Genomic DNA, 14408 nt, shown 5'->3' with positions numbered 1-14408 from the left:
GTCGTCACGGTTGGTATGACGGGACTCGGTGCGGTAGCTGGGTGTTCCGGTCAGGAGAGCGCGGACGATACCGGAGCGACCGAGTCTAGTACGGCGACCAACGGTGACGATACCACGACCACCGCGACAGGTAGCTGGCCACAGTTGCAGTACGACGCGGCCAACACGGGCTTTGCCCCGGACGCGACCGGTCCGACGGGGGCGGTTACCGAACGGTGGAGCTACGACACGGAGGGGCTGTCGTCATCCCCGGTGGTGGCCGGTGGGACCGTCTACGCCGGCGGGTTCGACGGCTACGTACACGCGGTAGCCACCGACGATGGGACCGAACGCTGGACCCACGAAGTGGGAGACCAGGCGGCGTCGATGCCGGCGGTGGCCGATGGACTCGTCTACGTCTGGGGGGAGGTTCTCACTGGGGGCCGGGTCGTCAGCACGCTGTACGCGCTGGACGCGGCCGACGGTACCGAACAGTGGCGTATCGAAACGGCCTCGATGTCGTCGCCCACGCTGGCTGATGGGACCCTTTACATCCAGGGTGGACGCAACATATCCGCGCTGGACGCGGCCGACGGCACCGAACAGTGGTCCTACGAGACTGGGGGTGGCTCCTCGACGCCAGCGGTGGCCGACGGGACCGTCTACGCCGGCGGGTACGACGGAAACGTGTACGCCGTGGACGCGGCCGATGGCACCGAGCGCTGGGTCTTCGAGACGGACGGCGAGGTGCGGCCGTCACCGGCGGTGGCTGATGGCACCGTCTACGTCGGGAGCGGGTACGAGACGATGCACGCCGTGGACGCGGCCGATGGCTCCGAACGCTGGGCCTACGAGACGGCCGGGGCGTCGTCGTCGGTCGTCGCGGAGGACACGATATACATCGGGAGTTGGGACGAGAACGTGTACGCCGTGGACGCGGCCGATGGCTCCGAACGGTGGGCCTACGAGACAGACGGCCGTGTCGCGGCGCCAGCGGCGGTAGTCGACCGTACCGTGTACGTCGGCAGTAGAGACAACAACCTGTACGCGCTGGACGCGGTCGACGGTACCGAACGATGGTCCTACGAGACAGGTGAACTCGTGGACTCGGGGGCGGCAGTGGTCGACGGTACGGTGTACGTCTGTGTCGACGAGACGATGTATGCCCTAGCCGAGCAGTAGGCGGTTCCCGCCGAGCGCCGTCGCTCTAGTTAGAAGTGCGAGAACTTGTCCCGCCGGTAGACGTCGAGTTCGTTGACCGTGGTCGGGGGCTCCTGGGAGAGCGCGAAGGCGACGGCGTCGGCCACTTCCTCCGGTTCGGTCACCTCGCCGGGGTCGAACCGCTCCGCGAACGCCTCGCCGTCCTCGCTGCCGAACTCGGTGCGCACCTCCGTGGGGTTGACGACGGTGACGCCGATACCGTCCCCGCCGACCTGTGCGGCGAGGCTCATCGCGAACCCGCGGACCCACCACTTCGTCGCCGCGTACACCGGGTTGAACGGGCGGGGGTACTTGCCGGCGAAGCTCCCGATGAAGACGGCGTTTCCGGCCGTCTCCCGCAGCGCGGGCAGCGCCTCGCGGGCGGTGTAGAACGCGCCCTCGGTGTTGACCCGCTGCATCGTCAGGAACTCCTCGTCGGTCATCGCCTCGACGTCGCTCCCGCGGGCGAGTCCGGCGTTGACGACGACGCCGGTGAGCGGTCCGAGCGCCTCGACGGTGGACTCGACGGCGGCCGCGACTTCCGCCGACTCGCGCACGTCCGCCGGAACGACGTGGGTCTCGACGCCGTGGTCGGCCGCGACCGCGTCGGCCAGCTCCCGAAGCCTCGCTTCGCTCCGGGCCAGCAGCGCTACGTCGGCCCCGTCGGCGGCGACCCGCCGGACCGTCGCCGCGCCGATACCCGAACTCGCGCCCGTGACGAGTACAGTCTCGTTCGTCATGGTGCTATCCCCGACCGAGACGCGTATCAAAGTTCGGCCGGTGCCACGTTCCACCCGAAACGGTGCCCTGCTCCCTGTTTTCGTCAGCGGTCCCCCCGGAACCGCCCGAACACCTGTCCACACCCCCTGTTTCCACTCGAAACCACACCCTTCTCGCTACCGGTGAGAACACTTCTCACAGTAGTTCGGCGTCGCTCGACCCGAAACGCTACCCTTTCTGCTCCGTCTGTGAACGTCCGCCACACGACCGACAGGCTAAGTTCCTGGCTCCGGTACCGACAGACGATGGAGCCACTCGTCGTCGACGCCGGAGCGGCCGACATCGAGGCGTTACTGGACGCGCTCGAGGCCGGGCGGCGCGTCGTCGTCCGCACGGAGTTCCTGGGGTCGGCCCACGAGGTGACGCTGCGCTACGACGGGACCTGGTACTGCGACACGCCGACCCGCTTGCACAGGCACGACTCCCGCGAGGAGATGCGGCGCTGTCTCGAACGGCAGGGGTACGGCGCCGAAACCGGGTGAGCTTCGGGTAACGACCCCGTTTATGCGCCCGGCGTGTCTAGCCGTCCCACATGCGACTCGACCCCTCGCCGGAGCGGTTTCGCGACCCGATGGCCACCGACGACCCCGACTTCGCGGAGGTGCTGGCGTGTGTCTTCGGCGTCCAGGGCCACGAGGTCCGGACCTACCGGACGCTGCTCGACGCGCCGGGCAGCACCGTCGAAGAGCTCGCGACCGCGTTAGAGCGGGACCGCTCGAACGTCAACCGCTCGCTGTCGACGCTGCGGGAGAAGGGCCTCGCCCGGCGCGAACGCCGCCTGCTCGACGGCGGCGGCCACGTCTACCAGTACACCGCCACGCCGCTCTCGGAGGCCCGCGAACTGATGCACGAGGCCCTCGACGGCTGGGCGGCCGCGGTCCACGACAGCATCGACGCCTTCGAAGGTAACACGGCGGGCGGCGAGTCGGCCTGACCGGCGGCGGTCGGACCGACCGATGGGGTGTGGACCGACGCTCCTTTTCGCAAGCGCGTCGTACGATACCACATGCCATACACGCTCGGTTTCACGGGCGACGTGATGCTCGGGCGCAGCGTCTCCGAGCGCCAGCGGACTCGCGCCGCCGACGCCGTCTGGGACGGTGCGCTGTCGCGCCTGCGCGCGCTCGACGCGCTCTGTATCAATCTGGAGTGTGCGCTGTCGACGCGCGGACGGCCCTGGCGACGCACCCATCGCCCCTTCCACTTCCGCGCGGACCCCGAGTGGGCGGTGCCGGCGCTCACGGCGGCCGGCGTCGACTGGGCTACACTGGCGAACAACCACCTGCTCGACTTCGAGGAACCCGCGCTGTGCGACACGCTCGGCGCGCTCTCGGCGGTCGATATCGCCCACAGCGGCGCGGGCCGGGACGAACGGGCGGCGTGGGCGCCCGTGACGGTGCCTGTCGGCGACCTCACGGTGGCGTTCGTCTCCGCGACGGACAACACGCCCGAGTACGCCGCCGGTCCGGACAGCCCCGGCGTCGCCCGGACCGAACTCGACGACCCCACCGAGCGAGGCAAACTGGCACGCGCCGTCGACGACACCCTCGCCACCGACCCGGACCTGCTGGTCGCCTCGCTCCACTGGGGCCCCAACATGACGACCGAGGTGTTCGACAGCCACCGCGAGGTGGGCCACTGGCTGCTGGAGCGGGGCGTCGACGTCGTCCACGGCCACAGCGCCCACGTGTTCAAGGCCGTCGAGGTGGCCGAGGAGGGCCTGCTCATGTACGACTGTGGCGACTTCCTCGACGACTACGCCGTCGACGACGTGCTTCGCAACGACCGCTCGTTCCTGTTCGAGTTGACCGTCTCCGAGGACGGGACGCCCCAGGAACTGCGACTGGTCCCGGTCGAAATCCGGAACTGTGCCGTCCATCTGGCCGACGGCGAGGTGGCAAAGTGGTGTCGCGAGGCGATGCGCCAGCGGAGTCGGGATTTTGGGACCGAGTTTGCTCGCGAGGGGGCGTCGCTGGTTGTGGGGTGCTAGGACTCTCTGTGGATATCGCCCCAGACACTACGTAGAGCCAGAAAGCCCCGACCGGCTGAACTCGGGAGGCTCGCTGCGCCCTTCACTCGCTTCGCTCGTTCCAGTGCTTGCATCGCCTGCCTTCGTTCGGCCGGCCGCCCCTTTCAGTCCACCCGTAGCCGGTTGGTCAACCGCATGGGCGGGACTGAAAGGGGCCGCTTGCTCCGGGAAGGCGGACGACGTCCTCGCAAGAGCGAAGCTCTTGCTGGATGATGAAAATCGCCGCTGGCGATTTTCAGATCATAAGGACCGCAGCCGAAGGCGAGGACCGCAACGAGTCCCCCGACCGGAGCAAGCGGGGGCTTTCTGGCTGTTTACGGTGCCGCCAGCCTGGATTGCTGGCGGGGCTTTCTGGCTGTCTGCATTCGAGTTCGCGTCTCCCTACACGATTGCACCTGCCTCTCCTAGCCCGTAACCGTCCGACTTTTGCCCTGTGGGGCCATCACACCGATAATGGCCGACCTGGAACTCACCGACGACGTGCCCTCGGCGGCCGCCGATGGCGTCTGGCTGGTCTGCATCGAGTGCGGGGAGACGTTCGCTCCGTTCGAGGAGATTCGCTACACCTGCGACCACTGCGACGGACTGTTGGAGGTGCGCTACGCCGACCTGCCCAAGTTCGAGGCGTTCGAGGGCGAGGGGTCGGGCGTCTGGCGCTACCACGCCGCTCTGCCCTTCGACGTGGGCGTCACCCTGCCAGAGGGCAACACCCCGCTGCACGAGGTCCCGCGCATCGAGGAGTCGGCCGGGGTCGAGAACCTCCGCGTGAAACACGAGGGCATGAACCCCACGGGTTCGTTCAAGGACCGCGGGATGACCGTCGGCGTCCGCGTGGCCCAGGAGGTCGGCGTCGACCGCCTCGCGTGTGCCTCGACGGGGAACACGTCGGCGGCGCTGGCGGCCTACGGCGCCCGCGCCGGGCTTGAGACGCTCGTGCTGTTGCCAGCGGGGAAGGTCGCCGCCGGGAAGATAGCCCAGGCCGCGCTCCACCAGGCCCGCATCCTCGAAGTCGACGGCAACTTCGACCAGTGTCTCGACCGCGTGCAGGACCTCGCGGGGCGGGGCGAGGCCTACCTGCTGAACTCGCTGAACCCCTTCCGTCTGGAGGGCCAGAAGACCATCGGCCTGGAAATCATGGAGGAACACTACGCCGACCACGGCGAGTACCCCGACCGCATCGTCCTGCCCGTCGGCAACGCCGGCAACACCGCGGCGCTGTACAAGTGCTTTCGCGAACTCGTCGCGGCGGGCGCCATCACCGAGGACCAGGTGCCGAAACTCACCGGCGCACAGGCCGAGGGGGCCGCGCCGATGGTCGAGGCCATCGAGGAGGGGTACGACGAGACCCGCCGCTGGGACGAGGTCGAGACCCGCGCGACCGCAATCCGTATCGGGAACCCGGTCAACGCGCCCAAAGCCCTCCCGGGTATCCGCGAGACCGGTGGCACGGCCGTCGCCGTCAGTGACGAGGAGATTACCGAGGCCCAGCGCGAACTCGCCGGCGAGGGCGTCGGCGTCGAACCGGCCTCCGCGGCTTCCATCGCGGGCCTGCACAAACTGCGCGAGCGCGGCGACATCGACGCGGACGAATCGGTCGTCTGCCTGACCACGGGCCACCTGCTCAAGGACCCCGACGCGGCCGCCGAGGCCGGTGCCGAGCCCGAACCGGTGTCCAACGACACCGACGCCATTCTGGCGCATCTCGAAGACGGCTCGTCGTCGGCCACCGGGACAGTTGGACAGACGGTGTCGAACGCTGCCAAATCGCCGCTCGGGATTCTCGCCGGCGGGCTCGGTATCGCGTATCTCCTCCGGAAACTCCGCTCGAAGGAGTAATCCGAGACCGTACTGGGGTCTCCGGCGGGGGACTGACTGCCGACCGCAACGGCCAAACGATGCCACGCCGAACGGCGAGCTATGTCGGCTTCCCAGACGGTGTCTCGGCGCTCGCTCCGCCGCTGGCTCATGGCGACGACGTTCCTGCTCGGCCTCGCCGTCGTCGCTATCGCGGCTGTCGGCTACCGCGTCTCGCCCTTTGCTAACCCGCTCGTCTTCTCCGTCACCGGCGTCGGCGGCGGCGTCGTCGCGGCCGTCGCCGGACTCCGACTGCTCGGGAGCCTCCTGACGCTGTTCGGCAACGACGCGCCAGGGGAGTGACCGCGCCGCGGTGTGACAGCCGCTCTCAGGAAATTCTTATCCACAGCCCGGCCGAAATCAAGACGTTATGCTGGCCCAGTCCCGTCCGGTTCGAACCGCGCCGACGACCGACGCCACGCCGCGGAGGGCCCGATGACGGGCGTCTACGAGCGGGCACTCGGCGACGACGCTGCCGACCTCCACCCGAAGGTCCGGGAGCGCTACAGTCTCGGACCGGAGGACGGCGTCACCGTCGGCCGCGGCCGGATGGACATCTCCAGGGGCGTTCACACGTTGCCCGCGCTGTACGCGATGACGAGTCGGGACATGCTGTTTCCCGAAGCCGGCCACGACGTGCGCTTCGCGGTGACGACGGTGGGGTACGAACTCGACGGGCACGAGGCGATGACCACCCGCAGAATCTTCAACTTCGACGGCACCCGGCGGCGATTCGATAGCGTGACCGTGTGGGACGAGCGCAACGAGCGGCTACTGGACTACCTGGGCAGGGGCGGGCTCGTCGCCACGGAACTGCACCCCCGCGTCGAGGACGGCGCGCTCGTGGTCGAGGCCGGTCGCCAGTGGCTCCACCGCAAGGGCCGCTACGTGGCCCTCCCCGACGCGATGGCCGCCGGCGTCGAGGTTCGGGACCGCTACGACGAGACCGGCGAGCGCTACCACGTCCTCGCCACCGTCGAGAACCCGCTGGCGGGGCACATCCTCAGCTACCGCGGGACGTTCACCCAGGCCGACGAGGCCCGCGAGGACTACGACGTCGAGACCCTCAAACCGATGGCTGGGCTCCCGAAACTCCCGCCGGCATGAGCGCCGCCCGGCGGACCGCTGGCACCGAGGAGGCCGTTCCCGCCGTTGGCGGCGTCGCCGTCCCCGACGCGAGCGCCCTCCTCGGCACCGTCGTCTGGCTCGCCGCGCTGTTTGCGGGCACACTGGGTACCGTCCCGCGGGCGCTCGCGCTGGCACCCCTGGTACTGGTCCCGCTCGGCGTCGGCATGGCCGGCCGGGCGGCCTTTCCGGGCCTCGCCGGCGGCTGTCTCCGTGCGGCGGTCTGGCTACAGCCCGTCGGCGCCCTGCTGGTTACGGCGTCGCTCGCGCTCGACGTTCCGGCCCCGACGGCCGCCGCGCTGGCCGCGCCGTGGCTGCTCGTCACCGGCCTCCTCGGGCTGGCTGCACTCTCTCGCACGCTCGACCGCGGCGGTGTCGCGTTGCCCGAGACGGCTATCGACGCCGGACTGGCCTACGTCTCCGTCGGCGCCGTCGCCCTCCTGCTGTACCACCTCGACATCACCTTCTGGTTCGGCCGGACCATCATCCTGCTGACCGGCGTCCACTTCCACTACGCCGGCTTCGTGCTCCCGGTCATCACGGGCCTCACAGGCCGCAGCGGCCACCTCGACTCCCGGCTGTGGCGCTCGCTCGTCGGCGTCATCCTTGCCGGGCCAGCTATCATCGCGGTGGGCATCTCCTTCTCCCCGCTGGTCGAGGTGGTGGCGGTCGGCGGCTTCACCGTCGCCGTCGCGCTGTTTGGCTGGTACGTCCTGCTGCGTATCGCCCCGACTCGGCCCCGCGAGCAGGCCGTCCTGCTTGGCGCCTCGGCCGTGGCGCTCCCGGTGTCGATGGCGCTGGCGCTGGGCTACGGCGTCGCCACCTTCTCCGGGGTCGACCTCGGGCTGGACATCGCCACGATGGTCGCCCTGCACGGGTCGCTGAACGCCTTCGGCTTCGCGCTGTGTGGGCTCGCCGGGTGGCGCGTGGCGGTTCCGTAGCGAGGACGCGACCCGAAGGCGCTTCGTCTGGACACGCGACGGCTCCCGGTGGTCGCCGTCGTCGGGCGACACGCCGCCCGACTGCCCGCGGAACCGACGGTTCCGCTCCGTTCCACTTCGCGGCCTCCCTACGGTCGGCCGCGCTACTGCTTCACGGCACACTCCGTTCGCCGTTCCGCTACGATGAATCTCCCTGCGGTCGATTCCTCGCTACTGCTCTGCCGCACCCGGCTCCAGCCGATACCGGACCGTCGACTCCCCGGCGAACTGCGGGCCCGAGCCCGACTCGCGAAAGCCCGCCGCCTCGACGGCGGCCTCGACCTCGGACTGGTCGGCCGTGACGAGCAACTCGACGGCCATGTGTTCCCCGCTGGCGAAGGTTATCGGCTCCTCGAGCAGGCGCTCGCAGACCGCCGTCGAGCCGGCAAGCTGTGTCACGTGGACCGTCCCCTGTTTGGCGTCGTAGCTGACGAAGCCGACGACGTCTTCCTCCTCGACCGCCACCCGAACCGTCCGGTCGTGGACGAGGTTGCGCATCACGTCCGGCGGGCTGTCGGCGAGGTCGGCGAGACGCCCGGCGTCGGCCTCGACGGCGTCACGTATCTCCATGCCAGACAGTGTGTGCCCCACGCAAATAAACGGTGTGTCGGGGGCTCCCACGACCGAGGGGGGCAGGGAGATGGACACAGTTATCCCGAGCGACGGCAAACCCGCGTGCATGACTCACGGACACAACCCACGGGTGGTCGGATGCGCGTAATCGCGAAGTTCGGCGGCACCAGTCTGGGGTCCGGCGACCGTATCAACCGGGCCGCCGACTCCATCGCGACCGCGGTCCAGCAGGGCCACGAGGTCGGCGTCGTCGCCTCGGCGATGGGCAACACGACCGACGAACTGCTGGAGGGCATCGAGTACGACGCCGCCGACCAGGACCGCGCCGAAATCGTCTCGATGGGCGAACGCATCTCCGTTCGGATGCTGAAAGGCGCCCTCGCCGCCCGCGGTATCGAGGCCGTCTTCCTCGAACCCGGCAGCGAGGAGTGGCCCATCATCACCGACGAGTACGGCGAGGTCGACGTCGAGGAGACCAAGAAACGGGCCCACGCGCTGGCCGGTCAGATGCAAGACGTCGTCCCGGTCATCACCGGATTCCTCGCCCAGGACCACGAGGGCAACGTGACCACGCTGGGACGGGGCGGCTCCGACACCACCGCCGTCATGCTGGGCAACTACATGGACGCCGACGAGGTCGTCATCGTCACCGACGTCGAGGGCGTCATGACCGGCGACCCCCGCGTCGTCGAGGGCGCCCGCAACGTCGGCGAGATTTCCGTCGACGAACTCCGCTCGCTATCCTTCCGCGGCGCCGAAGTCGTCGCCCCCTCCGCGCTCTCGTATAAGACCGCCAACCTCGGCGTGCGCGTCGCCCACTACCAGCACGGCGACCTGCTGACCGGCGGCACCTCCATCGAGGGCCAGTTCCAGAACCTCATCGACCTCCACGAGGGCCCCGTCGCCTGTGTCACGGTCGCCGGCCGCGCCATCCGCAACAGCCCCGGCATCCTCGCCGACCTCGCCTCCGCCATCGGCGACGCCGGTATCAACATCGACGCCAACTCCTCCGGGATGGACTCGCTGACCTTCTACGTCGGCGAGGACGACGCCGACGAGGTCGAGGCACTGTTACACGACCGCATCGTCGACGACGACACCCTCTCTTCGGTCACCGTCGAGGACGGCATCGGCGTCATCCGCGTCACCGGCGGCGACCCCAGCGAACACGCCCTGCCCTACCGCGTCATCGAACCGCTCGCCGACGCCCACGTCCAGATTTACGACGTCGTCACCTCGGCCACGTCGGTCTCCGTGTTCGTCCCCTGGGAGGACCGCGAGCAGGCCCTGAAGCTCGTGCAGGACGTCTTCTAAGACCGCATCTCGCAACTTCTTCGTGTCCCCAGTCGCGCAGGACCCCGTCCTGCTGAACGACGTGAAGCGGGCCCGGAAGACGCGACGTGTCCGCCGGTGGGATACATCGTGGCCGCGTGGCCGGCTGGATAGCTCAGGGCCGGTCGTGGGGTTTTGTACCGCTAGCTGCTAGACCGTGCGTGAGCGACCCGCGCTTCGTCTACGACGACGACTGTGGCTTCTGTACGTGGTGGGCCGAGTTCTTCGCGACCCGCGCCGACCTGACCGTCGTCGGCTTCTCGGAACTGGACGCGGCCCTCCGGGAGCGACTGCCCGAGGACTACGAGACGTGTTCCCACCTCGTGACCGATGGGGGCGTCCACTCCTGTGGCGCGTCGATAGAGCGGGCCCTGCTCCGGACCGACCTGGGCGTCGTCGCCCGCCCGATAGTCGAGCGGCTCCGACGGCTCGGCCGTTACAGCGACGTTCGCGAGTGGGGGTATCGTCGGGGGGCGAACAACCGTGACGTCTGGGGACGACTGCTCTCGGAGTCGCCACCTGCCACGGGAACAGACACGTCGGAGTCAGGAGATAGCTGAGACGACGACGGTCGGTAGACGGCCTACCGGCCCTGTGTCAGCCGGAACCCTATCTCCCGCGGGAGCCCGGCCGCTTCGACGGCGTCGATGACCGCCGTCGTGTCGTAGCCGACGCGGTGTTCCGCGACCGACCGCTCGTCGAGGTCGACGACGGCGTAGGCCGCCCGGTAGTTACCGTCGCGTGGCTGGCCGACGCTCCCGGGGTTGCAGACGATACCCTCGTCGTACACCTCGTGGTGCTGGTGGTGGGTGTGGCCCATAAGCAGCAGCTCCTCGCCGTCGAGCAGTTCCGGGCCGAACTCGGCGGGATAGGTGTAGTGGTCGGGGTCCTCGGGGTGGCCGTGGACGACTCTCACGCGGTCGTCGTACAGCAGGAGTTCGTCGGACAGCCCGGCCAGCCAGTCCAGTCGCTCGTCCGTGAGCTGGCCGCGGGCGTGTTCGACGCCGGCCTGTGCCATCCCGTTGAACGCGAATGGCGTCTCGCCGGCCACCGCGCGGTCGTGGTTGCCCATCACGGTCGGGATGGAGACGGTCGGCCAGGGACCGTCGGGGAGGGCCGCCGGCTCGCCCCGCATCGCGTCGACGCAGTCGGCGTGCCACGGGTTGTAGCCGACGACGTCGCCCGCACAGACGAGGTGGTCGACCTCGGGCATGTCGGCGAGTACCTCCCGGAGGGCGACCCGGTTGCCGTGGATATCCGAGATGACGCCAACCTTCATATGTGCTTACTTGCGCGTCGGGGGTCTTGAGTGTCCGCCCTCTCCGGGCTCGCACTGGCGACAGCCACGGCGACCTACGCCCCGTTGTACACCGAGCAGTCGAACTCGCCCGCCTCGCCGCTGACTCCGGCCGAACAGACGGCGTGCTCGAACTCGTGGTCGTACACCTCGCGGGCCGCGTCGTCGGCCGTCTCGGCTGCGAGGTCGAACGCCGTCGGGCTGTCTTCTTCGTAGGTGGCCACGAGCGTCGGCTCGGTGACCTCCTCGACGATGAGCGCGTCCCGACGGACGGTGCCGACGACCGCGCCCGGCCCGTCGGCTCGCGTCGTCGGGTCCGCCGCGTCGACGCCGACGATACCCGCGATGCGGGGCGTGTCGTAGTCGTCCTTCTCGAAGTCGAGCGCGAGCAGCGGCTCGGCGATGGCGTCGCGAGCGGGGTAGCCCAGTTCGAGCTTCTCCGCGATGGGGTCGACGTGCGAGCCGTTGCCGACCACCGCGCCCCGGTCGGTGAGCCGGACCCCGTTGTAGGAGATGTAGGGGTTGTCCGTCTCGGGGGCCTCGGGCGTCGGCTCGACGGTGACGGTGCCGTCTCGCCGTACTGCCTGGCGGTTCGGGAACGAGCGCGAGGAGACACGGTAGGCGCCGACCGCGGGGCCGACGACGACGAAACGTCCGACGTACATACAGGCTCGTCCTCGGGACGTGGCAAAGCCGTGTCGATGTGGGGCCGCCCCGAACGTTGAAATGCGGTGGCGGGACCAGACCTCGCCGTGGCGAGCGAGGGCGACTGCGTCCGGGCGCTCCGCGAGGCCGCCGACCGACTCGGCGAGTCGCCCGCGAAGGCCGACTACGAGGCGCTGGGGCTGCGGCCTGCGTCGGCCACCATACAGCGGGTGATGGGCGGCTGGAACGAAGCGAAGGAAGCAGCGGGACTGGAGACGAATCCGTCGACGGGGAGCCGCGTCGAACCGAAACCCGACGACGTCGAACTTCCCGAGGGTCTGGAGTGGAACGAGTTGAGCCAGGACCAGCGCTGGCACTACAAAAATCGGGCGTGGAATACGGAGCGAAGCCTGCAACGGCGAGCCGAAATCCGTGCGTGGGCAAACGATATCAAAGCGACTGCCGGGTGTGCGCGATGTTCGGAGGACGACCCGGCGTGTCTCGACTTCCATCACATCGACGAGGACGAGAAAGCGGAGCAGATTACGACGATGATATCGTACGGATACGGCCGGGACAAGATACTCGACGAGATGGCAAAATGCGAGGTGCTCTGTGCGAACTGCCACCGGAAAGAACACTTCGAGCCGCCTGACGTGTAACTGTGTCACATGTCTGCAATACGACTGTACAATCCGCAACACTGATATGCGGCACACTGCTATCCGGTAATACAGCGCTGTAACGCTGACTGGCGCTAACATGTCAGTCCTATAGGGTAGTGGCCAATCCTATCGGCTTCTGGGGCCGATGACGCTGGTTCGAATCCAGCTAGGACTATTCTCTTTCGACGAACCAACTACGGAGCCACGGCACTGGCGCCCAGCCACCCCTTACTTGACCCTCGCCCACCCAGTACGCCCATGGCACCCGACCACGTCCTCGTCCCGCTCGACGGCTCGCCGCTGGCCGACGACGCCCTCGCACACGCCCTGGAGACGTTCGACTGCCGGGTCACGGTGTTGAACGTCGTCGCGCCGCTGGACGCGGCGATGAGCGAGGGCGGCGTCCTGGAGCCGGGCGAGGACCGCCGGGAGGCGGCGGTGGCGCGGGCCGATAGGCTCGTAGAGCGGGCTCGACAACAGGCGTCCGAGGCGGGGCGGACCGTCGAGACGGCCGTCGAGACGGGCGACCCGGCCGACACTATCCTCGCGTACGTCGACGGCCACGACATCGACCACGTCGTGATGGGGGGCCACGGCGGCTCACGGAGCGAACTGGCCCGGCGGCTGCTGGGGACCGTGGCGACTGCGGTGGTGGGCGAGGCGCCGGTGACGGTGACGGTCGTCCGAAGCGGTAGCTAGGCCAGGACCAGCGCCAGTGCCCGGTAGAGCGCGAAGCCGACGACCACGGACGTGACGAGCGTGATTATCCAGAAGCCGACGGTGACACCGATTTTCCGGCGGGAGACGCCCGCCGACCCGCCGGCCAGTCCGCCGCCGATGACCCCGGAGATGATGATGTTGTTGAAGGAGATAGGGATACCCAGCGCGATTGCGGTCTGGGCGATGATGAAGCCCGGGACCAGCGCGGCGATAGAGCGACGGACGCCGAGTTGGGCGTACTCGCGCGCCGTCGCCTGCAACAGCCTGGGCGCGCCCATCCAGGCGCCCCCGAGGATGCCGACGGCGCCGATGCCAAGCAGGAGGATGCTGGGCAGCCCCAGTTCGGCCGTATAGAGGTTTTCGAGCGGGCCGGTCGCCAGGCCGACCTGGCTGCCGCCACTGGAGAAGGCGACGACGCTGCCAAGCGCCACGAGGAAGGTTCTGATGCCCGTCTCGACCGACGCCTGTGTCTTCCGGCGGATGTAGACGAAGCTGAGGGCGGCGACGGCGAGCGTCGCGACGGCGACCACGCCCGGCAGTGGGACGAGCATGGCGGCGAAACCGGCCAGCGAGTTCTGGGTCGCCCCCGGCGGGGACGGGATGACGCTCAACTGGACGTTCGCCACGATGGCGCCGACGACCGCCGCCAGCAGCGGCACCCCGACGGTCTCGGGGATGTCGTCCCGGCGCAGGATGGTCGCCGTGAGGTAGGCCAGCCCGCCCGAGACCGGCGGCACCAGCGCCCAGAACGTCACGATGCGCTGGTACGTGCCGAAGACGGGGTCCCCGCCCAGCGAGAGCCCGACGCCCACCATCGCGCCGGTCGTCGCGAAGGCCGCCGGGACGGGATAGCCGCTGTAGATGCCGAAGGCCATGAACAGCGTCGCCGTGAGCAGCCCGGCCGTGGCCGCAAGCGACGTAATCGCGACGCCCTCGGTGAGACCCGCCCCGACGGTCTCGGAGATGGCCCCGCCCTGGGTCAGCGCGCCCAGCGCGGCGAGGATGCCGATGAGGAAGGCGGCCCGCATCGTCGAGATGGCGTTGGCGCCGATGGCCGGGGCGAAGGGCGGCGAGTTGCTGTTCGCGCCCAGCGTCCAGGCCGTGACCAGCCCGGTCAGCGTGGCGACGGCGACCAGCGCCCAGAAGAGAACGTCCGCCACTGGGTATCAGACCCCCCGGCGTGCTGGCGCTGTCATTGCCTGTGATTGACGCGCCGGCCCGATAAGCGT

17 protein-coding genes and 1 tRNA gene are annotated in these 14408 nt (G+C 69.1%); 13 read left to right on the top strand and 5 right to left on the bottom strand.

From position 1 onward, the window contains the following. Positions 1–15: 15 nt before the first annotated feature. Positions 16–1161 (top strand): outer membrane protein assembly factor BamB family protein, encoded by a 1146-nt coding sequence (locus NDI86_RS10465; RefSeq protein ID WP_310900368.1) that lies wholly within the window; start codon positions 16–18, stop codon positions 1159–1161. 29 nt (positions 1162–1190) lie between these two features. On the opposite strand, the gene NDI86_RS10460 is transcribed toward NDI86_RS10465, so the two are convergent. Next, complete coding sequence (locus NDI86_RS10460; RefSeq protein WP_310900367.1) at positions 1191–1919, bottom strand: SDR family oxidoreductase; 729 nt, start codon at positions 1917–1919, stop codon at positions 1191–1193. A gap of 285 nt (positions 1920–2204) precedes the next feature. Here NDI86_RS10460 and NDI86_RS10455 point away from each other — a divergent pair, with 285 nt between their 5' ends. From NDI86_RS10455 to NDI86_RS10425, 7 genes are all read left to right on the top strand, one after another. Beyond that, positions 2205–2441 (top strand): DUF8001 family protein, encoded by a 237-nt coding sequence (locus NDI86_RS10455; RefSeq protein ID WP_310900366.1) that lies wholly within the window; start codon positions 2205–2207, stop codon positions 2439–2441. A 50-nt stretch (positions 2442–2491) separates the two neighbouring features. Then, positions 2492–2893 carry a helix-turn-helix domain-containing protein gene (locus NDI86_RS10450; protein ID WP_310900365.1) on the top strand — a complete coding sequence of 134 codons (402 nt, stop codon included), beginning with the start codon at positions 2492–2494 and terminating at the stop codon, positions 2891–2893. Positions 2894–2965: 72 nt separating this feature from the next. After that, positions 2966–3949 carry a CapA family protein gene (locus NDI86_RS10445; RefSeq protein ID WP_310900364.1) on the top strand — a complete coding sequence of 328 codons (984 nt, stop codon included), beginning with the start codon at positions 2966–2968 and terminating at the stop codon, positions 3947–3949. A gap of 492 nt (positions 3950–4441) precedes the next feature. Then, a complete protein-coding gene (thrC, locus tag NDI86_RS10440; RefSeq protein WP_310900363.1) occupies positions 4442–5824 on the top strand; it encodes a threonine synthase in 1383 nt (460 codons plus the stop codon). Between the two features lie 81 nt (positions 5825–5905). Further along, entirely contained in the window at positions 5906–6145 is a 240-nt protein-coding gene (locus NDI86_RS10435) for a hypothetical protein (RefSeq protein ID WP_310900362.1), read from the top strand. Positions 6146–6277: 132 nt separating this feature from the next. Beyond that, positions 6278–6949, top strand: a complete 672-nt coding sequence (locus NDI86_RS10430; protein ID WP_310900361.1) for a DUF4166 domain-containing protein — start codon at positions 6278–6280, stop codon at positions 6947–6949. Then, positions 6946–7908 carry a YndJ family protein gene (locus NDI86_RS10425; protein WP_310900360.1) on the top strand — a complete coding sequence of 321 codons (963 nt, stop codon included), beginning with the start codon at positions 6946–6948 and terminating at the stop codon, positions 7906–7908. Before NDI86_RS10430 ends, NDI86_RS10425 begins: the two co-directional genes overlap by 4 nt. A 210-nt stretch (positions 7909–8118) precedes the next feature. Here NDI86_RS10425 and NDI86_RS10420 read toward each other — a convergent pair whose 3' ends face one another. Beyond that, positions 8119–8517, bottom strand: a complete 399-nt coding sequence (locus tag NDI86_RS10420) for a hypothetical protein (protein ID WP_310900359.1) — start codon at positions 8515–8517, stop codon at positions 8119–8121. Between the two features lie 141 nt (positions 8518–8658). On the opposite strand from NDI86_RS10420, the gene NDI86_RS10415 reads away from it, so the two are divergent. Together NDI86_RS10415 and NDI86_RS10410 are read left to right on the top strand one after the other, a co-directional pair. After that, entirely contained in the window at positions 8659–9834 is a 1176-nt protein-coding gene (locus tag NDI86_RS10415; protein WP_310900358.1) for an aspartate kinase, read from the top strand. A 179-nt stretch (positions 9835–10013) separates the two neighbouring features. Beyond that, positions 10014–10412, top strand: a complete 399-nt coding sequence (locus NDI86_RS10410; RefSeq protein ID WP_310900357.1) for a DCC1-like thiol-disulfide oxidoreductase family protein — start codon at positions 10014–10016, stop codon at positions 10410–10412. Between the two features lie 23 nt (positions 10413–10435). Here the strand turns inward: NDI86_RS10410 and NDI86_RS10405 are convergent, their stop codons facing one another. Continuing rightward, positions 10436–11131 (bottom strand): metallophosphoesterase family protein, encoded by a 696-nt coding sequence (locus NDI86_RS10405; RefSeq protein ID WP_310900356.1) that lies wholly within the window; start codon positions 11129–11131, stop codon positions 10436–10438. A 74-nt stretch (positions 11132–11205) separates the two neighbouring features. Then, a complete protein-coding gene (locus NDI86_RS10400; RefSeq protein WP_310900355.1) occupies positions 11206–11814 on the bottom strand; it encodes an IMP cyclohydrolase in 609 nt (202 codons plus the stop codon). Between the two features lie 66 nt (positions 11815–11880). Here NDI86_RS10400 and NDI86_RS10395 point away from each other — a divergent pair, with 66 nt between their 5' ends. From NDI86_RS10395 to NDI86_RS10385, 3 genes are all read left to right on the top strand, one after another. Further along, positions 11881–12456 (top strand): homing endonuclease associated repeat-containing protein, encoded by a 576-nt coding sequence (locus NDI86_RS10395; RefSeq protein ID WP_310900354.1) that lies wholly within the window; start codon positions 11881–11883, stop codon positions 12454–12456. Between the two features lie 105 nt (positions 12457–12561). Beyond that, positions 12562–12634: transfer RNA gene (locus NDI86_RS10390), tRNA-Gln, on the top strand. Positions 12635–12717: 83 nt separating this feature from the next. Next, entirely contained in the window at positions 12718–13158 is a 441-nt protein-coding gene (locus tag NDI86_RS10385; protein WP_310900353.1) for a universal stress protein, read from the top strand. Here NDI86_RS10385 and NDI86_RS10380 read toward each other — a convergent pair. Further along, positions 13155–14339 carry an inorganic phosphate transporter gene (locus NDI86_RS10380; protein ID WP_310900352.1) on the bottom strand — a complete coding sequence of 395 codons (1185 nt, stop codon included), beginning with the start codon at positions 14337–14339 and terminating at the stop codon, positions 13155–13157. The genes NDI86_RS10385 and NDI86_RS10380 overlap by 4 nt on opposite strands. Positions 14340–14408 lie beyond the last annotated feature (69 nt).

The organism is Haloarcula onubensis (assembly GCF_031624605.1).
Classification (GTDB): domain Archaea; phylum Halobacteriota; class Halobacteria; order Halobacteriales; family Haloarculaceae; genus Haloarcula; species Haloarcula onubensis.
The sequence above is the reverse complement of the archived record's forward strand: the minus strand, read 5'-3'. Positions and strand labels throughout refer to the sequence as shown.